Raw genomic sequence first — 21,670 nt, 5'->3', positions numbered from 1 at the left:
GCACGTGGCAGCATTTCCGGAAAAGGCAAAGGTCGTCATCATCGGCCTCGGCGGTATCGTCGGCGCCTCCATCGCGCATCATCTCGTCGAGCGCGGATGGGACGATATCGTCGGCATCGACAAGTCGGGCATCCCGACCGATATCGGCTCGACGGCCCATGCCTCGGACTTCTGTTACACCACCAGCCACGACTATCTCTCGGTCTGGACGACGCAGTATTCGATCGATTTCTACGAGAAGATGGGCCATTACGCCCGCATCGGCGGTCTCGAAGTGGCGCGCACCGGCGACGACGCCTGGATGGAGGAAATCAAGCGCAAGCTGTCCTCGGCCCGCGCGTTCGGCACCCGCGCCCATTATGTCAGCCCTTCCGAGATCAAGGAAAAGTTCCCGCTGATCGAGGAAGATCAGGTGATGGGCGGCCTTTACGATCCGGATGCCGGCCTTGTCATTCCGCGCTCGCAGACCGTTGCCGGCAAGCTGGTCGATGCCGCCGAAAAGGCCGGCAAGCTGCAGGTGTTCGGCAATACTCCGGCCAAGTCGCTGATCGTCGAAGGCGGCCGCATCAAGGGCGTCGTCACCCATCGCGGCACTATTATGGCCGACCACGTCATCGTCTGCGCCGGCCTCTGGGGCCGCCTGATCGCCGAGATGGTCGGCGAAGACCTGCCGGTCATGCCGGTCGATCACCCGCTCACCTTCTTCGGTCCCTATAACGAGTTCGAAGGCACCGGCAAGGAAATCGGCTTCCCGCTGCTGCGCGACCAGGGCAACTCCGCCTATATGCGCGATACCGGCGACCCGTCGACGACCGAGGGCGGCCAGATCGAGTGGGGCTATTACGAAGCCAACAATCCGCGCATGTGCCATCCGCGCGAGCTTCTCGAAAAACACGAAGCCCGCCTTTCGCCCTCGCAGCGCGACCTCGAGATGGAACAGATCATCGAGCCGCTCGAGCGCGCTATGGAACTGACGCCGATCCTCGGCGAACTCGGCTATAACGAGGGTCACTCCTTCAACGGCCTGCTGCAGGTTTCCGCCGGTGGCGGCGCGTCCTGCGGCGAGAGCCAGAAGGTCAGGGGTCTCTGGTATTGCGTTGCCATCTGGGTCAAGGACGGCCCGGGCTACGGCAAGCTGATCGCCGACTGGATGACCGACGGCCGTACCGAAGTCGATCACAACAGCATCGACTACGCCCGCTTCTATCCGCATCAGCTGACGGAAGAATTCATCGAAGGCCGCTGCTACGAAGCCGCTCAGAAGATCTATTTCCCGGCCGTTCACACCCGCGAACCCTATCTATCCGGCCGCAACGCCAAGCGCTCGCCCTTCTACGAGCGCGAAAAGGAGCTGGGCGGCTACTTCATGGAACTCGGCGGCTGGGAGCGTGCGCACGGCTACGCCGCCAACGAGCACCTGCTGGAGAAATACGCCGATCGCGTGCCGGTTCGCGAAAACGAATGGGACAACCGCCATTTCTGGCGCGTTTCGAATGCCGAGCATCTGGCGATGAGCGAGGATTGCGGCATCGTCAATCTCAGCCACTTCCACATGGTCGATATCGAGGGCCCTGACCATGTCGAACTGATGGAATGGCTGTGCGCTGCCAAGGTCGGCGGCGATGCCAACATCGGCAAGGGCGTCTACACCCACTTCCTCGACGACGAAGGCATGGTCCGCGCCGACTTCACCGTCTTCCGCATGGCCGACCGCTGCCGTCTCGTCAACGGCGCCGATGCCGGCCCGCGCGACCTGCACTATATGAAGCGCGTCGCCGAAGACCGCGGCCTCGACGTCACCATCACCGACGTCTCGGAAAAATTCGTGACGGTCGGCATCTGGGGTCCGAACGCCCGCGACACGCTGAAGAAGGTCGTGGCCGATCCGGCCGGGCTCGATCAGGAAAACTTCGCCTTCGCGGCGATCAAGCCGATCGAAATCGCCGGCAAGACGGTCACCGCCTTCCGCATCTCCTATGTCGGCGAGCAGGGCTGGGAACTGCACATGAAGTATGAAGACGGCCTCGCCGTCTGGGATGCGCTGCGCTCGACCGGCGTGATGGCCTTCGGCGTGGAAACCTATGCGAACTCGCGCCGCATGGAAAAGAGCCTGCGCCTGCAGAACGCCGACCTGCTGACCCAGTACAACCTGATCGAAGCCGATCTCGCCCGTCCGAAGGTCAAGGAAGCCGATTTCCGCGGCAAGGCAAAACATCTGGAATACAAGGCGCGTGAGCATCAGCCGGCCATGCTCTGCACGCTTGTGATGACCGAGAATACCGACAAATCGGGCGTCAAGCGGTATCCGCTCGGCAACCTGCCGGTCGTCGATCCCGCCACCGGCGAAGTTCTGGTCGACGAACTCGGCCGCCGCTCCTACACGACCTCGATTGCCTACGGCCCGACTGTGGGAAAGAACATCGCTCTGGCCTATTTGCCCTGGTCGCATTGCCAGGTCGGACGCAAGCTGAATGTCGAATACTTTGCCGAGACCTATCCGGTGGAAGTCGTCGGCGTCGGCTACAAGCCGATCTACGACCCGGAAAACCTGAAGCCGCGCACCTAAGCGCTGAAATCCCTGTGGCGCCCCATGCGGGCGCCACAGTCGTTCTAAGCCTATGTTCTAGTCACCGTCGTTTTCGAGGCCATCGCCCGGAGCTCTGCTCGGGACGAAGCGTTTCGAGATCAGCCAGCAGCCGAGCGCCCAGAGCGCGCCCGCGCACCATCCGGCGAAGACGTCGGTGGGATAGTGAACGCCGAGATAGATCCGGCTCAGGCCGATGATGACGGCTAGGAAAACGCCGGCGGCCATGACGAAGATCCGCGTCGAGCGGTAACGCTGCGTGCGGGCCAGCAGTGCCCCGAGCGTTAGATAGGTCACGGCCGAGACCATGGCGTGGCCAGAGGGAAAGCTGAGATCGCTGACCTCGACGAGATGCGGGACGATGTCTGGACGCGGCCTGGCGACGAGAATTTTCAGCAATGTGCTTGCCAGCCAGCCTGATAGTACCGAGGAAAAGACGAAGATCGCGATCGGCCAGCGCCGGTCGAGCAAGAGATAGACGGTGACGAGAACGGTCATCAGCGAGAGAACGGTGATGCCACCGAGACTGGTGATGTCGTCGACGGCATGCGTCAGCCAGGTGGGACCGATCGGCACGGAGAGATCGTTCGCTCGCCGCAGCGCCAGCAGGATCGTCTCGTCGAAACGAAAGGTTTCGCCTTCGAGCACCTCGCTCGTCAGCCGCTGCAGCACGAACAGCCCGCCGGCGATCGATGCCAAGGTGATCAATGTCAGCGGCTCGTATGCGCCGAGTCTCGCCCAAAATCCGCGTCGTTGAACCTCGCTCATGCCTGCTGTCGAGCTCCTTTCACATCATGTCCGTCCCCCGCCAGATCGGCAACATCAGCCGCAAATTCAAGACCGTGCGGCATTCGGAGACAGTCCCGAGCGCAGCTGCCGCTCCTCCCGCCGGCTCGGTAGCAAAAGCTCAACCTTCTTTTGCTATCGCTGGAGCGATTGACCTGGAGAGGTTTCGGCGATGAAAATTCTGACCGCGATGGTTCTGATGGCAGCCGTCCTGCCGCCGGTCTCGGCCTTCGGCGAGACCGAATGGATGGGCGGCGCAAGGCAATGGTCGGTCGGCTTTGCCAGCGAACACCCTGCCTACTGCCGGCTGCTGTGGGATAGCGAACTGGGCAAGACCATGGAATTCCGCCAGAGCGGCACCGAAACCTTCTGGCTGGTCTCGAAGAACACATGGGACATTCCGGCCGACACCAAGACCGAGGTGACGCTGACCGATCGGGCGGCAACGAAGGTAGTCGCCGCCGAATTCTTCGACAAGAACACGCTCCGTCTCTGGCCCAAAGGCAGCAAGGGCAGCGCCGGGCTGAAGAAGATCATCAAGAATTCCTTTGCTGGAACGCCTGACGTGCAATTGACCTTTGCCGGCGACGAAGGCGACTGGACGCTGCCGCTTTCGCGGGTGGACCAGCTCTATCCGACCTTCGCCCAGTGCCTCAAACGCCTCGAGGCAAGCGAACCGGCCAAGCAGGATTCGGCAACCAGCAAACCTTTCTGACGACTCGCTTAGACAGCCGGCGGCGCTGTCTCGCGGATCAGGCTGCGCATGGTCTCGATATCGCTATTGAGCGGCCGCTCGTCGCCGTAATGAGAGACACGCTGCCGCACGGCCTGGTAAACGACATCCGTGCCTGCCGCCCGCGGCGCCGTCGCCGCCAGGAAATCATGCGCCTGGGCCGCGGCCATCAGCTCGATCGCCAGAATATATTCGGCATTGTCGATGACGGCGAGCAACTTGCCGGCGGCCGCCGTCGGATGGGCGAGGAAATCCTCCTGCAGGCCAGAGGTCAGGCCGCCGTCCATGGCGGCGGGCGCGGCAAGCCGGCGGTTGTCGTTGCTCAGCGCGGCTGCGGTATATTGGGCGATCATGAAGCCGGAATGGCTGCCGGCATCGCTCGCCAGAAACGGCGGCAGGCCGCTCACCAGCGGATTGACCAGCCGGTCCATGCGCCGTTCGCTGATCGCGCCGATCTGCGCCAGCGCAATCGCCAGGCTATCGGCCGCCTGCCCGAGCGCCGGCGCCACCGCATGCGCCTCGGAGGAGACGATCGGGCGCTCCGGCGTGCCTGATACAGCCGGATTGTCCGTCACCGAAGCAAGTTCCTGGTCGGCGATGCGGGCGGAATAGTCGAAAACGTCGCGGGCGGCGCCATGGGCATGCGGCACCGAGCGAAGGCTGAGGGCATCCTGGGTGCGCCGGCCGAAGGCAGCGGCGACGAGACCGCTGCCCTGCAGGCGGGCGCGCAAGCTGGCTCCGACCTTTTCGATCCCGGCGGACGGACGCAGCGCCAGCACCGCCGCGTCGAAGGCGACGATCTGGCAGCCTGCCGCCTCAAGCGTCAGCGCCGCGATGGCATCGGCCCAGTCGAGCAGCCGTTCGGCGCGCAAAAGTGCTGCGGCGGTCAGCCCGGTGGCGCAGGCCGTTCCATTGACGAGGCTCAGGCCCTCCTTGGCGCCGAGCACCAATGGCTGCAGGCCGATAGCCGCCAGCGCCTCGCGGCCGCTCATGCGCCGACCGGCCACAGTGGCACTGCCTTCGCCGATCAGGACGAGCGCGGTGTGAGCATTGTGGGTGAGATAACCGGCCGAGCCTTTCGACGGCACGTCGGGAATGCAGTCATGCTCCAGCAAGGCTGCGAGATACTGGACGATCTCGCGCCGCACGCCGGAATGGCCATGGGCGAAATTGGCGATCTGGGCGGCGATGATGGCGCGCACTTCGCGCCCGGCCAGCAGCGGCCCGACGCCGCAGGCATGACTGAGCACGATGCTGCGCGACAACAGGCTCTGCGAGGCCCGATCGACGACGGTATCGGCCAGCGCTCCGACGCCGGTGTTGACGCCGTAAGCGCGCACGCCGGTTTCGACGATGCTGGCGACGATGCGGCTTGCCTGCTCGACCCGCGCCCAGGCGGCCGGCGACAGCGCAAGCGCCTCCCCTGCCCCGACGCGCGCGACATCGCGCCAGGTCAGCACTTTATCGATCGTGATCGTCATTGGCCGCTTCCGAAATGGCCGATGAACTGGCGGAAGGCGGGGGTCGCGCCTGTGGTGAACATCTCGTCCGGCTTGCCGCTGCTTTCGACCAGCCCTTCGCGCATGAAGACGACGCGGTTGGAGACGTTGCGGGCAAAGCTCATCTCATGGGTGACGACGAGCATGGTCATGCCTTCCTTCGCGAGCGCCCGCATGACGCGCAGCACCTCGCCGACGAGTTCCGGATCGAGGGCTGAGGTCGGCTCGTCGAAGAGCATGACCTTCGGCTTCATCGCCAAAGCGCGGGCGATCGCGGCGCGCTGCTGCTGGCCGCCGGAGAGATGGGCGGGATAGGCGTGGCGCTTATCCGCGATGCCAACCTTTTCGAGCAGCGCTTCGGCCTCGGCGATGCAGTCGGCGCGCGGCCGCTTCAGCACATGGATCGGCCCTTCGATGACGTTCTGCAGGATGGTCATATGGGACCAGAGATTGAAGGACTGGAACACCATGCCGAGTTCGGATCTTATATGGTCCACCTGCTTCTGGCTGGCCGGTTTGCTGCGCCCGTTCTTGTGCACCATCTCGATGTGCTCGCCATCGACCCAGATCTCGCCGTCACTGGCGGTTTCGAGCATGTTGATGCAGCGCAGAAAGGTCGATTTGCCGGAGCCGGAGGCGCCGAGCAGCGAAATCACATCGCCGTCCTCAGCATCGAGGGAAATGCCGCGCAGCACCTCATGCGTGCCGAAGCTCTTGCGGATATTGCGGACCGAAAGTCGGGTTACGCCTGGCATGGTTGCTCCAATCGGTTCAGGTTCGACCTAGAGCATGATGCCGAAAAGTGTGAGCGGTTTTCGGACGACATCATGCTCTAACCGTTTAATTTAGAACAGGATTCAGATTTTAGGCCGACCCGGCCTAAAATCATCCTGTTCTAGGCCTTCAGCGGCTGCGGGGCCGCGCGGCGGTGTCGGGACAGCGAATATTCGAGCAGGGCCATGCCCTGCAGGATGATGAAATTCAGCACGAGATAGATGATCGCCGCGCAAAGGAAGACTTCCATCGTGCGGTATGTCTGCGAGATCAGCCGCTGGGCGACACCGGTGACCTCCCAGACGGTGACGAGGCTTGCGAGCGCCGTCGATTTCATCATCAGCACGATCTCGGTGGAATAGGCCGGCAGCGCGTGACGGAAGGCGATCGGCGCCAGGATGCGGCGCACCATCAGGAAACCGGACATGCCGATCGAGCGGGCCGCCTCGATCTCCTTCGGCGACACGGCGCGGATACCGCCGCGAAAAATCTCCGCCGTGTAACCGGCGGTGCAGAGCGCCAGCGACAGCACGGCGCAGACCATCGGCTCGCGCAGGAACGGCCAGAGGAAGGAATAGCGGATGACGCCGAACTGGCCGAGGCCGTAGAACACCAGGAACATCTGGATCAACAGCGGCGAGCCGCGGAAGACGAAGATATAACCCTTGGCAAAACCCGACAGATAGCGGTTGCCGCTGACCCGCATCGTGACGATGACCAGCGCCAGCAGGCCGCCGAAGAAGATCGAAAGCGAAAACAGGATCAGCGTCGTCGGCACGGCTTTCAGCAGCGTCACCATGGTCGAAGCGAGAAAGGTGAAATCCATCGTCGCCTCCTTACGCCTGGCCCATGGCGGAGGCCGGCATGCTGCGATTGGCGCGGCGCTCCGCACCGTTGAAGATACGGTCGGAAAGGCTGGTCAGGATCAGATAGAGGCAGCCGCCGGCAATGAAGAACAGGAAATATTGCCGGGTCGAACCCGCCGCCACCTGGCTGGTGCGCATCAACTCGGCAAGGCCGGTAACCGAGATCAGCGCCGAATCCTTGAGGCTGAGCTGCCAGACATTGCCGAGGCCGGGAATGGCGAAGCGAAGCACCTGCGGCATGATGATGCGGCGGAAGCGCATGCCGCGATGCATGCCGATCGCCGAAGCCGCTTCGAGCTCACCTTTGGAGATCGCCAGGTAAGCGCCGCGGAACACCTCAGCCTGATAGGAGCCGGAGATAATGCCGACGGCAAGCGCACCGGCGGCAAAGGAAGGCAGGCCGAGAAAACCCTCGTAGCCCATCGCCTTGCCGATCGAGGTCACGGCAGAGGAGCCGCCGAAATAGATGAGATAGATGATCAGCAGTTCCGGCACGCCGCGAAACACGGTCGTATAGACGTTCCCGAGCGCGACGAGGAGAGGATTGCCGGAGAGCTTCGCCCCCGCGACGAGCGCACCCAGCACCGCGCCGATCGCCAGCGCCGTCGCGGTGACGGCCAGCGTCATCAAGGCGGCGAGAATGAGCAGCGCGCCCCATCCCGTCGAGCCGAAGCCAAGCAGTTCCAAGCTTGCCATATCGTCCGTTCCCCGTCCGTGGCAGTATTTTCTGGATCGAGAATAACATGCGGTCTCCGGCGACAAAGCCGGAGACCGGCGCCTGCGGCCAAAGGGCCGAAGCGCTTACTGCTGCGGGCTGACGTCGACCTGGAACCACTTCATCGAAAGGTTCTTGACCGTGCCGTCGGCGAGCGCCGACTTGATCGCCACGTTGAACTTGTCGCGCAGGTCGGTATCGGCCTTGCGGACGCCAAGGCCTTCGCCCTCGCCCCAGATCGAGCCGACGATTTCCGGGCCGGTGAAATCGAGCGTGCCGTTGGCGCTCTTGAAGGCATTGGCGAAATAGACGGCGTCGTCGAAGCCGAGGTCGATACGGCCGTTCTGCAGGTCGAGGTCGCGGTCGGCGCCGGTCTTGTATTCGCGGATCTCGGCAATATCGCCGAAATTGTCATAGACGAACTTGGCGTAGACGGTTGCCGCCTGGATGCCGATCGTCTTGCCCTTGAAGGCCTCCTTCAGCGCATCGATCTCCTTCACGCCGGTCTGGCCGGGCGTCATCTTGATCGTGGCGCCGGTGCCGGCGGCTTTCGCCAGCGGGCTGTCCTTGGCGGTGGCGAAGGCGGCGGGCGTGGCGGCATAGGGAACGGTGAAGTCGATGACCTGCTTGCGCTCCTCGGTGATCGACAGCGCATCCATGATGACGTCGAACTTGCCGGCATTCAGCGCCGGGATCATGCCGTCCCAGTCGGAGGCGACAAGCGTGCATTCGATCTTGGCGCGCTCGCACAGCACCTTGGCAAGCTCCGGCTCGAAGCCGCCGAGCGTGCCGTCGGCATTGGTGAGGTTCCACGGCGCATAAGCGCCTTCGAGCGTGATGGTCGCCTTCGTCCAGTCCTTGGCAAAGGCAGGGGCGGCAAAGGTGGAAAGGGCGGCGACGCCGCAAAACAGGATGGCGCTAAATTTCATTGATGAATTCTCCTCTGGAGTTGAAACAGACCTTGCGGCACCGCCGATCTCCGCCGGCTTGCCCTTTCCGTCCTATTTTTGCCTCAAGGACCGATTGGGAGGTTGTATATGGTACCATATGAGATATTTTGTGATATGCAAGAGGAAAGTCGATTATGTGGCAAATTGCATCCGTGCAAAAGGAATAGGCAATGAAGCGTTCCGGCGAGATGAAGCGCGACTTGGCGGAAAATGACAGCACGCCGCTTTATGCCGGCGTCAAGCAGGTGATCCTCGACCGCATCCACAGCGGCGAATGGCCGCCGAAATACCGCGTGCCGTCGGAAAACGAGCTGGTCGTCGAACTCGGCGTCAGCAAGATGACCGCCAACCGGGCGCTGCGCGAACTTGCCAGTGAAGGCGAACTCGTCCGCATCCAGGGCGTCGGCTCCTTCGTCGCCGAGCGCAAGGGTTATTCGGCGCTGTTCGAGGTGCGCAACATCGCCGAGGAGATCGCCGAACGCGGCCATACCCACGAAGCCTCCGTCGTCGTTCTGGCCCGGGAAACCGCCTCTCCCGAGATCGCCGACGCCCTGGAGCTGGCAATCGGCGCCGCTGTTTTCCACTCGCTGATCGTCCACAGCGAAAACGGCGTTCCGGTGCAGATCGAGGACCGTTTCGTCCATCCCGAGGCCGCGCCCGAATATCTCGAGCAGGATTTCACGAGCCTGACACCGAACGCCTATCTGACCGCCGCCGCCCCGCTCAGCGGCTCCGAGCACGTCGTCGAGGCGGCGATGCCGCAGGCCTGGGAATGCAAGCTCCTGACGATCCTGAAGAGCGAGCCGTGCCTGACGATCCGCCGGCGCACATGGTCGGCGAAACAGGTGGTATCCACAGCCCGCCTCGTCTATCCCGGCTATCGCTACCGGCTCGAGGCGCGCAGCGGCAAGATGTTCGAAGACTAAAAACACCCACGAAGTTGTATATGGAACTTACGGTTATTGCGACGCCGGGGTGAACCGCGCCACCAGCGCGTGACGATCGCCGGGATAGGTGAAGCGCACATGGGTCACCGGGCCGGCACCACTCCAGGTGCGGCGCTCCACGACCAGGCAGGCGGTGTTGCGGTCGATGTCGAGAGCGGCCGCCACCTCAGCGCTGGCGGAGACGGCGTGTATCCGGTGTTCGGCGGTGCTCCACGGCACCTGGTTGAGCAGCCACGGCCCCGGCGCCACGGTGAGGAAATCGGCATCGGCCGCCTCCGGCACGGTCGCAAGGCTGATCAGCCGCTCCTCCAAGCAGAAAGGCCGCGCGCCGGCATTGTGGATGCAGACCACCTCGACGACCGAGGACGCCAGAGGCAGCTCCAGCCGGCGGCTGTCCTCCGCCTTGGCCTTGCGGCTCGTCTTCTTCGACACCGCATAGGAATAGGGCAGGTTCAGCGACTGCACCTCGGCCTTGATGTCGTGGATTTCGAGAACCGCCGATTGCGCCTGCGGTTGGGTGACGAAGCTGCCGGATTTCTTCCGCCGCTCGATCAGGCCAGCCTTGGCGAGCTGGGTCAGCACCTTGTTCACCGTCATCCGTGAGACGTCATACTGTGTGGCGAGATCGACCTCGAAGGGAATGCGATGCCCCGGCGGCCATTCGCCCGAGACGATACGGCCTTCGATGTCGCCTAGGATGCGCTGATGCAAGGTGGTATCCCTGCTTTGATTCATCGCCACGTTCCGATTGGTTTCCCGATCTAGTCCGAATGCCCCGCTCATGAAAAGCTCTTTTTCAGGCGGCCAGCAACTCACCCATCGCAGCAAGGAAGCGGCGGTCGATGGCGTCACGCTTGCGATGGCGACCGCCCTCCACCTGCTTGCGGCCGCGTGCCCAGACGCAATCGACGAAGATGCCGCCGGCAAACAGCCAGTGATCGAGGATCTGGTCGCCTGTGAGATAAGGAGCGGCCGTGGCATCGAGCGAAACGAGATCGGCATGATGGCCTTCGGCGATGCCTGCCGGCGCCTTCAGCGCCGCACCGCCGCCGGCAAGCGCCTGGTTGAACAGCGACAGCGCCGTCGAACCACCGGGTGCTGCAATGACGTTGCGGGCGCGCAGCGCCAGGCGCTGCGAATATTCGAGCTGGCGCAGTTCTTCCGGCAGGGAGATCCGCACGTTGGAATCCGAGCCGATGCCGTAGCGCCCGCCCTCTTCAAGGAAGAGCGGCGCGGCAAAGGCGCCGTCGCCGAGATTGGCTTCGGTGATCGGGCAGAGGCCGGCGATCGCGCCGCTTTTGGCCATCCGCCGCGTCTCGTCCTCGGTCATGTGTGTCGCATGGATCAGGCACCAGCGTTCATCCACAGGCATATGATCGAGCAGCCATTGCACCGGCCGGGCGCCCGACCAGGCGACGCAGTCCTCGACCTCCTTCACCTGCTCGGCGACATGAATATGGATCGGGCCGTCGCCCGCCATCGGCACGAGCTTCGCTAATTGCTCGGGGGTTGCGGCGCGCAGGCTGTGCGGCGCGAGTCCGAGTTCGGCGCCGTCGAGCCGGCCGGTCACCGCTCGGCATCCCTCCATCAGCCTTTCGAAGCTTTCGAGCGAATTGATGAAGCGCCGCTGGCCGTCGATCGGCTGAGCGCCGCCGAAGCCGGAATGGGCATAGAAGACCGGTAGAAGCGTCAGGCCGATGCCGGTCTCCTGGCTCGCCGCGCCGATACGTTCGGCCAGCTCGGCGATATTGGCGTAAGCGCCGCCATCCCTGTCGTGATGGAGATAATGGAACTCACCGACGCGGGAAAAGCCTGCCTCCAGCATTTCTGCGTAGAGCTTGGCCGCGACCGCCTCGACATGTCCGGGCGTCATCGCCAAAGCGAATTTGTACATGACCGTGCGCCAGCTCCAGAAGCTGTCGTTTGCCGGGCCGCGCACTTCGGCAAGACCGGCCATTGCCCGCTGGAAGGCGTGGCTGTGCAGGTTGCCCATGGCCGGGATGATCAGGGCATGGCGCTCATCGCCGGGCGCGGCGGTAACGCCCACCTCGATCCGGGCGAGACGCCCGGCCTCGAGCGTCAGCCGCACGTCCTTCTGCCAGCCTTGCGGCGTCAGCGCAGTCCTCGCGTGAAGTATGGTCATGGCCTTTTCTCCCTTTCTGCCGCGCCGCCGATCTTTCTTTTCCAGAAGAGCGCGCAAAATTTCTCTTGTCACCTGCTTATTATGTATATACATGTTTCGGCATAAGGAAAGGCGCAAAGCTGATGACCGGGAACAATTTTTCAGACGAAACCCCATCTGCCGAGGTCAGGCCGGCGCTGTGGCGCAATGCGCGCCTGGCGACGCTCGCGTCTGACAGAGCCGGGCTCGGCATCATCGAAAAGGGCGCCGTTCTGATCGAAAACGGCCGCATCGCCTTTTCGGGCGCCGAAAGCGAGCTGCCGGCATCGGCCATCGAACGCTCCGACATCGTCGACCTCGAAGGCCGCTGGGTGACACCGGGTCTCGTCGATTGCCACACCCATATCGTTCACGGCGGCAATCGCGCCCGCGAATTCGAGATGCGCCTTGAGGGCGCGACCTATGAGGAGATTGCGCGGGCCGGCGGCGGCATCGTCTCCTCCGTTCAGGCAACCAATGCCCTGTCGGTCGAGGAACTCGTCAGCACGGCTCTGCCGCGGCTCGATGCGCTGCTTGCCGAAGGCGTGACGACGATCGAGATCAAATCCGGTTATGGCCTCAACCGCAGCGGCGAAGTGAAGATGCTGCAGAGCGCCCGCCTGCTCGGCCATATCAGGCCGGTGCGCGTCGCCACCAGCTATCTTGGCGCCCATGCGACGCCGGTGGAATATAAGGGCCGCAACGGCGACTATCTCGACGATGTCGTGCTGCCCGGCCTCGACGACATGTATAATCTCGGCCTTGCCGATGCCGTCGACGGCTTCTGCGAAGGCATCGCCTTTTCGACAGCCGAGATCGCCCGCGTCTTCGACAAGGCCAAAACGCTCGGCCTACCGGTCAAGCTGCATGCCGAACAGCTCTCCAATCTCGGCGGCGCCAAGCTGGCGGCCGCCTATGGCGCGCTTTCCGCCGATCATCTCGAATATCTCGACGAGGAAGGCGTTGCGGCGATGGCCACCGCCGGCACCGTCGCCGTGCTGCTGCCCGGCGCCTTCTACGCCATCCACGAAAAGCAGAGACCGCCGGTGGAGGCGCTGCGGCGGGCCGGCGTGCCGATCGCGATCGCCACCGATTGCAATCCGGGCACCTCGCCGCTCACCTCGATGCTGCTCACCATGAACATGTCGGCGACGCTGTTCGGCCTCACCGTCGAGGAATGCATCGCCGGCGCTACCCGCGAAGGTGCCCGCGCGCTCGGCCTCATCGGCGAGACCGGGACGCTCGAAGCCGGCAAATCCGCCGATCTCGCCGTCTGGAATATCGAGAGCCTTGCCGAGCTCGTCTACCGCATCGGCTTCAACCCGCTTCATACACGCGTCTTCAAAGGCGAAAGGAACGGTCGATGACCATTACGCTCCACCCGGGCTCCGTCTCGCTCAAGGATCTGGAAATCATCTATTGGACCGGGGAGCCGGCAAGGCTCGATCCCGCCTTCGATGCCGGCATCGCCAAGGCCGCCGCCCGCATTGCCGAGATCGCCGCCGGCAACGCGCCGGTTTACGGCATCAACACCGGCTTCGGCAAACTTGCCTCGATCAAGATCGACAGCGCCGACGTCGCCACGCTGCAGCGCAATCTCATCCTGTCGCATTGCTGTGGCATCGGTGCGCCGCTGCCGGAAAATATCGTGCGGCTGATCATGGCGCTGAAACTGGTCTCGCTCGGCCGCGGCGCCTCCGGCGTACGGCTGGAACTGGTGCGGCTGATCGAAGGCATGCTCGATAAGGGCGTCATCCCGCTGATCCCGGAAAAGGGCTCGGTCGGCGCCTCCGGCGATCTTGCCCCGCTCGCCCATATGGCCGCGGTGATGATGGGCGAGGCCGAAGCCTTCTTCGCCGGCGAACGTCTTTCCGGCGCCGAGGCCCTCGCAAGGGCCGGGCTGAAGCCGGTCGTTCTCGCCGCCAAGGAGGGCCTGGCGCTCATCAACGGCACGCAGACCTCGACGGCGTTGGCGCTCGCCGGCCTCTTCCGCGCCCATCGCGCCGCCCAGGCGGCCTTGATCACCGGCGCCATGTCCACCGATGCCGCCATGGGTTCCTCGGCGCCCTTCCATCCGGACATTCATACGCTGCGCGGCCATAAGGGCCAGATCGATACCGCAGCCGCGCTTCGCGGCCTGCTCGAAAACTCCATCATTCGCCAGAGCCATATCGAGGGCGACGAGCGCGTACAGGATCCCTATTGCATCCGCTGTCAGCCGCAGGTCGACGGCGCCTGCCTCGACCTCCTGCGTTCGGTTGCCCGCACGCTCGAAATCGAGGCCAATGCGGTCACCGACAATCCGCTGGTGCTGTCGGACAATTCGGTCGTCTCCGGCGGCAACTTCCACGCCGAACCCGTCGCCTTCGCCGCCGACCAGATCGCGCTTGCCGTCTGCGAGATCGGCGCCATCTCGCAGCGCCGCATCGCGCTGCTGGTCGATCCGGTGCTGTCCTACGGCCTGCCGGCCTTTCTCGCCAAGAAGCCGGGCCTGAATTCCGGCCTGATGATCGCCGAGGTCACCTCGGCGGCGCTGATGTCGGAGAACAAGCAGATGTCGCACCCGGCCTCAGTGGATTCGACGCCGACCTCGGCCAACCAGGAAGACCACGTCTCCATGGCCTGCCACGGCGCCCGGCGCCTGCTTGGCATGACCGAGAACCTGTTCGGCATCATCGGCATCGAGGCGCTGACAGCCGCGCAAGGGGTCGAATTGCGCGCGCCGCTTTCGACGAGCCCGGAGCTTTCGAAGGCAATCGCCGCAATCCGCGGCAAGGTACCGAGCCTTGATAGCGACCGCTACATGGCGGGCGATCTCGCCGCCGCGGCCGAGCTGGTGGCGACGGGCGCGCTGAACGCTTCGGTTTCATCCGGCATCTTGCCGGTTTTGGAGAGCTGAAATGATCGGGAAAGAAAAAGTCCCCTCCCCAACCCCTCCCCACAAGGGGGAGGGGCTAAAACTAGCCTCATGTTCTGCGTTCAAGACTGAATGCAGCGGGAGCCGCGAGGTAAGTCCCTCCCCCTTGTGGGGAGGGGTTGGGGAGGGGTTTTTGCCATGAACACCCCCGTCTTCGAAATCCGCCGGGGCACCTCCCCCGTCATCCTCGCCTTCCCCCACACCGGCACCGACGTGCCGCCGGCGATTTACGACCGCCTCAACGACAACGGCCGGATCCTCGCCGATACCGACTGGCACATCCACGAACTCTATGACGGCCTGCTGTCCGACGCGACGGCGGTGCGCGCCACCTTCCATCGCTACGTGATCGACGCCAATCGCGATCCAGCGGGCGTCAGCCTCTATCCCGGCCAGAACACCACCGGCCTCGTTCCTGAGACGGATTTCGACGGCAAGCCGATCTGGAAGGACGGGCAGGCGCCCGACGAGGCCGATATCGCGGCGCGGCTGCGGGACTTCCATGCGCCCTATCATGCCGCCCTTGCCGCCGAGATCGAGCGCGTCAGAGCAATCCATGGCGTCGCCATCCTCTATGACTGCCACTCGATCCGCTCACACATTCCCTTCCTCTTCGAAGGCAAGCTGCCGGATTTCAACATCGGCACCGATATGGGCAGAACATGCGACGGCGCTATCGAGCAGGCGACGCTCACCGTCGTCGAGGCCGCCGAAGGTTACGACAGCGTGCTCAACGGCCGCTTCAAGGGCGGCTGGACGACCCGCCACTATGGCCGGCCCGCGATCGGCGTGCATGCCATCCAGATGGAGCTTGCGCAATCGACGCATCTCCAGACCGAGACGCCGCCCTATGCCTATGACACCGCTAAGGCGGACCGGCTTCGCATCCATCTCAAAGACATTCTGGCGCGCATCGAACAGATCGCACCGGGCCTGAAACGCTGAAGATAGAAACCTGAGAACAGGGGAACCGTCATGACCAATCCACGCCATAACATCCGCGAAATCCGCGCGCCCCGCGGCAACGAGCTCAATGCCAAGAGCTGGATGACCGAAGCGCCGCTGCGCATGCTGATGAACAATCTCGATCCCGACGTCGCCGAAAATCCGAATGAGCTCGTCGTTTACGGCGGCATCGGCCGCGCCGCCCGCACCTGGGAAGATTTCGACCGCATCGTCGCCACACTGAAGACGCTCACGGAAGAGGAAACGCTGCTGGTGCAATCCGGCAAGCCGGTCGGTGTCTTCCGCACCCATAAGGATGCGCCGCGGGTGCTGATCGCCAACTCTAACCTGGTGCCGCATTGGGCGACCTGGGATCATTTCAACGAGCTGGATAAGAAGGGCCTCGCCATGTACGGCCAGATGACGGCCGGCTCGTGGATCTATATCGGCACGCAGGGCATCGTGCAGGGCACCTACGAGACCTTCGTCGAGGCCGGCCGCCAGCATTATGGCGGCAATCTCAAGGGCAAATGGATCCTGACCGGCGGCCTCGGCGGCATGGGTGGTGCCCAGCCGCTCGCCGCCGTCATGGCCGGCGCCTGCTGCCTCGCCGTCGAATGCAATCCTGACTCGATCGATTTCCGCCTGCGCACCCGCTATCTCGACGCCAAGGCCGAGACGCTCGACGAAGCGCTTGAAATGATCGACCGCTGGACCAAGGCGGGCGAAGCCAAATCCGTCGGCCTGCTCGGCAATGCCGCCGAAATCCTGCCGGAAATGGTTCGCCGCGGCATTCGCCCCGACATGGTCACCGACCAGACCTCGGCGCATGACCCGATCAACGGCTACCTGCCGAAGGGCTGGACGATGGCCGAATGGAAGGCCAAGCGCGAGAGCGATCCGAAGGCGGTGGAAAAAGCGGCACGCGCCTCGATGCGCGAGCATGTCGAAGCGATGATCGCCTTCTGGAACGCCGGCATCCCGACCCTCGACTACGGCAACAACATCCGCCAGGTCGCCAAGGAAGAAGGCTTGGAAAACGCCTTCGCCTTCCCCGGCTTCGTGCCGGCCTATATAAGACCGCTGTTCTGCCGCGGCATCGGCCCTTTCCGCTGGGCCGCCCTGTCAGGCGACCCGGAGGACATCTACAAGACCGATGCCAAGGTGAGGGAGCTGACCCCCGGCAATACCCACCTGCACAACTGGCTCGACATGGCCAGGGAGCGCATCGCCTTCCAGGGCCTGCCGGCGCGCATCTGCTGGGTCGGCCTTGGCGACCGTCACCGCCTGGCCCTGGCCTTCAATGAAATGGTCAGGAACGGCGAGCTTTCCGCCCCGATCGTCATCGGCCGCGATCATCTGGATTCCGGTTCCGTCGCCTCGCCGAACCGCGAAACGGAAGCGATGAAGGACGGCTCCGACGCCGTCTCCGACTGGCCGCTGCTGAACGCCCTCCTCAACACCGCCTCGGGCGCCACCTGGGTATCGCTGCATCATGGCGGCGGCGTCGGCATGGGCTTCTCCCAGCACTCCGGCGTCGTCATCTGCGCCGATGGCACCGATGATGCGGCCAAGCGCCTTGAGCGGGTGCTCTGGAACGATCCGGCGACTGGCGTCATGCGCCACGCCGATGCCGGCTACGACATCGCCCTCGACTGCGCGAGGGACAAGGGCCTGCGCCTGCCCGGCATTCTCGGGAACTGAGCTCCATGCGGATCCTGCGGGCCGGCGATCACAAGCGCATGCCGTGGAAAAACGGCGGCGGCGAAACGGTGGAGATCGCCGTTTCGCCCGAAGCCGCCGGCCTAGCCGGCTTCGACTGGCGCGTCAGCATGGCGACCGTCGCAGCCGACGGGCCCTTCTCGATCTTTCCCGGCATCGACCGCACGCTGGTGATTCTCGACGGCAACGGCATGGTGCTCGACATCGAAGGCAGCCCGCCGGTGCTGCTGACGGCGGAGAGCGATCCGCTGGCCTTCCCGGCCGATATCCCGGTCGCGGCCAGACTCCAGGACGGCGCGATCACCGATCTCAATGTCATGACCCGCCGCGCGGGGCTTGCCCACAGGCTGGTCCGCATCGAAATCGATGGCGGCAGGATCGTGCCGCTGACGTCGTCGACAAGCCTGCTGCTCTGCCACCGCGGCACCCTGTCGTTCCGGCAGGGCGACGAGACCGGCACGCTTGCATCAGGCGATGCGCTGCTGATGACGGATGCGGCGGGAACCGAACTCAAAATCGATGGCAAGGCAATCTGTTATCTTGCTTCGATCGCCACCGGCTGATCTTAGCGCAACCGATTGAAAAAGATGGGCAATCGAAAAACGGCCCGGGCATTCGCGTGAACCGTTGCTATTTCGGGCCATGGACGTCATTCCTGCTTTCGGTCTAAACTTCGCCTTTCTGATGCAGAAGAAGACCTAGACTGCCCACCACGTTGGGTAGCAAGGGAGCAGGCGTGACGGATCCATACGATATTCTCGGCGTTGAACGCGATGCGAATGAGGCGCAGCTGAAGGCCGCCTATCGGCGTCTGGCCAAGGTCGCCCACCCCGATTCGGGCGGAGATACAGACGCTTTCGACAAGTTGCAGAAAGCCTATGGGCTGCTTCTCGATCCCGTCCGCCGCAAGGTTTATGACGATACCGGTTATGACGTCGAACTCGCCGACGCCGCCGAGTTGCAGGCGCTCGTCATGATCGAGAAGCTCGTCACCGACGCAGTGCTCGACGAGCGCCTGCCCGGAAGTTTCGATCCCGTCGCCGTCATGCAGGAAAGCCTTTCCGAGGAACTGCGCAAGGCACGGTTCAGCAAGAGCGAGCTGGAACGCCACGCCTCGCGCATCGGCCTGCATCTGGAACGGCTCGAAAAACAGTCCGGCCGCGATGTGCTCGCGCACATGTTCCGCGCCCGCATCGAAGCGATCGGCAAGGCGGTCGCGGAAACCGAGGCGAAAATCAAGGCAGCCGAACGCGCCGCCGACATGCTCGCCGGCTATGTCTACGACGTCGATCCGTCACCGCTGCCGGAGGCTTCGGTCGCCAATCTCGAATGGATCGAAACGTCGAGAAACCGTTCCACCGGCTGAAGGAGCAATCTGGCCGGGGGTGACCGGAATCAGCGCAGCCCAAGGTATGCCAATGGCGGCTTGCCGAACGCACGTTTAAACATGATCGTAAACGCGGCCGGGTTCTCGTATCCCAATTCCATCGCCACTGAGGTCACAGATTGACCGGCGGAGAGTTGTGGCAAAGCTGAAAGAAGACAGGCCTGCTGCCGCCACCCGACAAAACTCAACCCGGTCTGCTGTCGGAAAATGCGTGTGAAGGCACGCCGGCTCATCCCAAGCTCCCTGCTCCAGTCATCGGTCGTCTGATGAATGTTTGGCTGCCCCACGAACTCCCGGCACTTTTTGGCCAAGCGTTCGTCCGATGGAAACGGCAGTGACAAAGGCAGACTCGGCAGCCGTTCCATCTCGTATAGCGTTAAATCCATCAGTGCCTGACTGCGACCGTCGGCTTCTCTATCGAGAGAAAGCCCCACCACTTCGCCTATCAGACTCCTCATGAAAGAAGTAATCTCAAGAACCTGGCAGTGTACTGGCATCGCTTCTGCGCGGTCGGGTTCGACATACAGGCTTTGCATTCGGACCAGACCCACCGCGCGAACGCTATGCCGCACGCCCGCTGGGATCCACATACCGCGATGCGGCGGCATCACCCATTTTCCTTCCGGTGTGGTCAGGACAATGAGGCCTGAGGTCGCGTTCATAAGCTGGCCGCGTCGATGTTCATGGGGCTCTATCAAAAATCCGTCGGCGTAATCGTGGCCCAGCCCGATCACCGGCCGGGGAAGGTGATCAACCTTATCGATGCGAGGACTGCGCATACCGTGGCCCACTTTCGTAACATTGAGGCCCAACATCGGTGGATGGGTATCAAACCGAGCTTTAAACTGGACTGCACGATGGGGCAACCGCTCCACTCTTCCCTCGAGGTTGTTGAATGTCGATTGCTACATCACCGCCCATTAAAACCGAAACGGCAGTCTTCTCGGTTCTGGGTGCAGCCAGCTTATGTCATTTTCTAAATGACATGATGCAGGCTCTGCTTCCTGCCGTTTACCCGATCTTGCAAAGCAACTTTACGCTTTCGTTCGCGCAAATCGGAATGCTGACTCTCGTCTACAACCTGACGGCGTCAATTCTGCAGCCGTTCATTGGGGCATACACAGATCGGCGGCCTATGCCGTATTCACTCCCAGTCGGCATGGCATCTTCCATGTTAGGCCTCATCACCCTTGCCTATGCCCCAAGCTACGAGGTGCTGCTTGCGGGCGGGGTGTTGCTGGGGCTTGGCTCATCGATCTTTCATCCGGAAACCTCCCGGATAGCGCGTCTGGCTTCAGGTGGTTCGCACGGCCTGGCACAATCCCTGTTCCAGGTCGGCGGCAATTTCGGGTCAGCTGTGGGCCCGCTCGCTGCGGCATTCATTATCCTTCCGCGGGGGCAAGACGGCCTTGCGTGGTTCGCTCTGGCCGCGTTGGCAGGCATGATTATCCTGACGGCTCTGGGGCGCTGGTACAAACAGAATGGCCACGCGGAACGCCCGAACGCTGGCACTGTGGTTCGACACTCGACCCTTTCCCGAAAAAAGGTGTTGGCCGTCATGGCGGTGCTAATCGCTTTGCTGTTTTCGAAATACATCTACCTCGCCGCCTTCACGAGCTATTACATATTCTACCTGATGGAAAAGTTCGGCTTGAGCACTCGGGATGCACAGCTTTACCAGTTTGTGTTCTTCGCGGCGGTTGCGGCCGGCACGATCGCTGGCGGGCCGATTGGCGACAGGCTTGGCCGGAAACTGGTGATTTGGGTTTCCATTCTAGGGGTTCTTCCCTTCACCCTGGTTCTTCCGCATGTGGGTCTTGTCCCGACAGTTGCTTTGAGCGCTATCATAGGTTTCGTCCTCGCTTCCGCGTTTCCGGCGATCGTTGTCTATGGGCAGGAACTGATGCCAGGCCGGGTTGGAATGGTTTCCGGGCTGTTCTTCGGATTCATTTTCGGGATTGGTGGTCTCGGCGCGGCGATGCTTGGCGCATTGGCCGACTGGAAGGGCATAGTTTTCGTATTCGATATCTGCGCCTTCCTTCCGGCGATCGGCATCCTCACCATTTTCCTCCCGAATGTGCGGGAAATCAAAGCATGATGCCGGCGAACTCGCAGGAGGCACTGTGAAAAAGGTAACACTTGTCACCGAGCATCTGAGCACACCAATCGGAACCCTCTTCCTTTTCAGTGAGGAAGACGGGACACTTCGTCTGGCGGATTGGGAAGATCTGTCGGAGCGGATGAACAAGCTTTTGATCCGCCATTTCGGCATCGACTGCTTGATAAACCGAGCCAGCAACCAGCGAAGCCCGTCCCACGAAGCCCTAGAGGCCTATTTTGATGGTGACCTCAACGCCCTTGCAAACGTACGGGTGAAAACCAGCGGAACCCCATTTCAGATCAAGGTGTGGGAGCAACTTTGTCTGATTCCGCCTGGTTCAACGATCAGCTACGCAGAGCTTGCCCGCCGCGTCGGGAATCCGGCCAGCCCCCGGGCAGTGGGCGCGGCGAATGGAGCAAACTTCATAAACATCGTCGTCCCGTGTCATAGGGTGATCGGATCCGATGCCTCATTGACGGGGTATGGGAGCGGCCTTTCGCGCAAACGATGGCTCCTCGATCATGAAAACGGAGCAAAGCCTCTCTTCGTTTGAACAGACCGGTTCAGCGAGAACATGTGCCTA

Annotated in this window: 20 protein-coding genes; 11 read left to right on the top strand and 9 right to left on the bottom strand. The window is 62.9% G+C overall.

Annotated features, from left to right (window positions below; all coding sequences use genetic code 11):
- Window positions 1–4 precede the first annotated feature (4 nt).
- Window positions 5–2,566 carry a GcvT family protein gene (locus AMK05_RS28150; RefSeq protein WP_064843124.1) on the top strand — a complete coding sequence of 854 codons (2,562 nt, stop codon included), beginning with the start codon at window positions 5–7 and terminating at the stop codon, window positions 2,564–2,566.
- A 57-nt stretch (window positions 2,567–2,623) separates the two neighbouring features.
- Here the strand turns inward: AMK05_RS28150 and AMK05_RS28145 are convergent, their stop codons facing one another.
- Window positions 2,624–3,352, bottom strand: coding sequence for a phosphatase PAP2 family protein (locus AMK05_RS28145; protein ID WP_064843122.1), 729 nt, complete (start codon window positions 3,350–3,352; stop codon window positions 2,624–2,626).
- 190 nt (window positions 3,353–3,542) lie between these two features.
- On the opposite strand from AMK05_RS28145, the gene AMK05_RS28140 reads away from it, so the two are divergent.
- Window positions 3,543–4,085 (top strand): hypothetical protein, encoded by a 543-nt coding sequence (locus AMK05_RS28140; protein WP_064843119.1) that lies wholly within the window; start codon window positions 3,543–3,545, stop codon window positions 4,083–4,085.
- An 8-nt stretch (window positions 4,086–4,093) separates the two neighbouring features.
- Here the strand turns inward: AMK05_RS28140 and AMK05_RS28135 are convergent, their stop codons facing one another.
- The 5 genes from AMK05_RS28135 to AMK05_RS28115 all read right to left on the bottom strand — a co-directional run bounded on the left by AMK05_RS28135 (window position 4,094) and on the right by AMK05_RS28115 (window position 8,886).
- Window positions 4,094–5,584, bottom strand: a complete 1,491-nt coding sequence (locus AMK05_RS28135; protein WP_064843117.1) for an HAL/PAL/TAL family ammonia-lyase — start codon at window positions 5,582–5,584, stop codon at window positions 4,094–4,096.
- Window positions 5,581–6,357 (bottom strand): ABC transporter ATP-binding protein, encoded by a 777-nt coding sequence (locus tag AMK05_RS28130; protein ID WP_064843115.1) that lies wholly within the window; start codon window positions 6,355–6,357, stop codon window positions 5,581–5,583. The genes AMK05_RS28135 and AMK05_RS28130 overlap by 4 nt, the downstream gene beginning before the upstream one ends.
- A gap of 140 nt (window positions 6,358–6,497) precedes the next feature.
- On the bottom strand, window positions 6,498–7,202 hold the full coding sequence (locus AMK05_RS28125; RefSeq protein WP_040111352.1) for an ABC transporter permease: 705 nt from the start codon (window positions 7,200–7,202) through the stop codon (window positions 6,498–6,500).
- Between the two features lie 10 nt (window positions 7,203–7,212).
- A complete protein-coding gene (locus tag AMK05_RS28120; protein ID WP_064843112.1) occupies window positions 7,213–7,938 on the bottom strand; it encodes an ABC transporter permease in 726 nt (241 codons plus the stop codon).
- A gap of 105 nt (window positions 7,939–8,043) precedes the next feature.
- On the bottom strand, window positions 8,044–8,886 hold the full coding sequence (locus AMK05_RS28115; protein ID WP_064843110.1) for a transporter substrate-binding domain-containing protein: 843 nt from the start codon (window positions 8,884–8,886) through the stop codon (window positions 8,044–8,046).
- A 191-nt stretch (window positions 8,887–9,077) separates the two neighbouring features.
- Between AMK05_RS28115 and hutC (AMK05_RS28110) the strand changes: the two genes are divergently transcribed.
- On the top strand, window positions 9,078–9,833 hold the full coding sequence (gene hutC / locus AMK05_RS28110; RefSeq protein ID WP_064843107.1) for a histidine utilization repressor: 756 nt from the start codon (window positions 9,078–9,080) through the stop codon (window positions 9,831–9,833).
- A 33-nt stretch (window positions 9,834–9,866) separates the two neighbouring features.
- On the opposite strand, the gene hutC (AMK05_RS28105) is transcribed toward hutC (AMK05_RS28110), so the two are convergent.
- Window positions 9,867–10,589: a histidine utilization repressor gene (gene hutC, locus AMK05_RS28105; RefSeq protein ID WP_064843104.1), complete on the bottom strand. Its 723-nt coding sequence runs from the start codon at window positions 10,587–10,589 to the stop codon at window positions 9,867–9,869.
- Window positions 10,590–10,650: 61 nt separating this feature from the next.
- Window positions 10,651–11,997: a formimidoylglutamate deiminase gene (locus AMK05_RS28100; RefSeq protein ID WP_064843101.1), complete on the bottom strand. Its 1,347-nt coding sequence runs from the start codon at window positions 11,995–11,997 to the stop codon at window positions 10,651–10,653.
- Between the two features lie 122 nt (window positions 11,998–12,119).
- Here AMK05_RS28100 and hutI point away from each other — a divergent pair, with 122 nt between their 5' ends.
- From hutI to AMK05_RS28070, 6 genes are all read left to right on the top strand, one after another.
- A complete protein-coding gene (gene hutI, locus AMK05_RS28095) occupies window positions 12,120–13,382 on the top strand; it encodes an imidazolonepropionase (protein ID WP_064843098.1) in 1,263 nt (420 codons plus the stop codon).
- Window positions 13,379–14,914 (top strand): histidine ammonia-lyase, encoded by a 1,536-nt coding sequence (gene hutH, locus AMK05_RS28090; RefSeq protein WP_064843096.1) that lies wholly within the window; start codon window positions 13,379–13,381, stop codon window positions 14,912–14,914. The genes hutI and hutH overlap by 4 nt, the downstream gene beginning before the upstream one ends.
- A 156-nt stretch (window positions 14,915–15,070) precedes the next feature.
- Entirely contained in the window at window positions 15,071–15,877 is an 807-nt protein-coding gene (gene hutG, locus AMK05_RS28085) for an N-formylglutamate deformylase (protein WP_064843093.1), read from the top strand.
- Between the two features lie 30 nt (window positions 15,878–15,907).
- Window positions 15,908–17,581 (top strand): urocanate hydratase, encoded by a 1,674-nt coding sequence (gene hutU, locus AMK05_RS28080; RefSeq protein ID WP_064843090.1) that lies wholly within the window; start codon window positions 15,908–15,910, stop codon window positions 17,579–17,581.
- 5 nt (window positions 17,582–17,586) lie between these two features.
- The gene (locus tag AMK05_RS28075; RefSeq protein WP_064843088.1) at window positions 17,587–18,162 is read left to right on the top strand and encodes a HutD/Ves family protein; all 576 of its coding nucleotides are present in this window, start codon (window positions 17,587–17,589) and stop codon (window positions 18,160–18,162) included.
- Between the two features lie 173 nt (window positions 18,163–18,335).
- Window positions 18,336–18,965, top strand: coding sequence for a J domain-containing protein (locus AMK05_RS28070; RefSeq protein WP_064843087.1), 630 nt, complete (start codon window positions 18,336–18,338; stop codon window positions 18,963–18,965).
- A gap of 29 nt (window positions 18,966–18,994) precedes the next feature.
- Here AMK05_RS28070 and AMK05_RS28065 read toward each other — a convergent pair whose 3' ends face one another.
- Window positions 18,995–19,861: an AraC family transcriptional regulator gene (locus tag AMK05_RS28065; protein ID WP_335723783.1), complete on the bottom strand. Its 867-nt coding sequence runs from the start codon at window positions 19,859–19,861 to the stop codon at window positions 18,995–18,997.
- Window positions 19,862–19,881: 20 nt separating this feature from the next.
- Between AMK05_RS28065 and AMK05_RS28060 the strand changes: the two genes are divergently transcribed.
- Together AMK05_RS28060 and AMK05_RS28055 are read left to right on the top strand one after the other, a co-directional pair.
- Entirely contained in the window at window positions 19,882–21,084 is a 1,203-nt protein-coding gene (locus tag AMK05_RS28060) for an MFS transporter (protein ID WP_064843085.1), read from the top strand.
- A 25-nt stretch (window positions 21,085–21,109) separates the two neighbouring features.
- Window positions 21,110–21,640 carry a methylated-DNA--[protein]-cysteine S-methyltransferase gene (locus AMK05_RS28055; protein ID WP_064843083.1) on the top strand — a complete coding sequence of 177 codons (531 nt, stop codon included), beginning with the start codon at window positions 21,110–21,112 and terminating at the stop codon, window positions 21,638–21,640.
- Window positions 21,641–21,670 lie beyond the last annotated feature (30 nt).

Origin of the sequence: Rhizobium sp. N324 (genome assembly GCF_001664485.1) — a bacterium.
GTDB lineage: Bacteria > Pseudomonadota > Alphaproteobacteria > Rhizobiales > Rhizobiaceae > Rhizobium.
The sequence above is the reverse complement of the archived record's forward strand: the minus strand, read 5'-3'. Positions and strand labels throughout refer to the sequence as shown.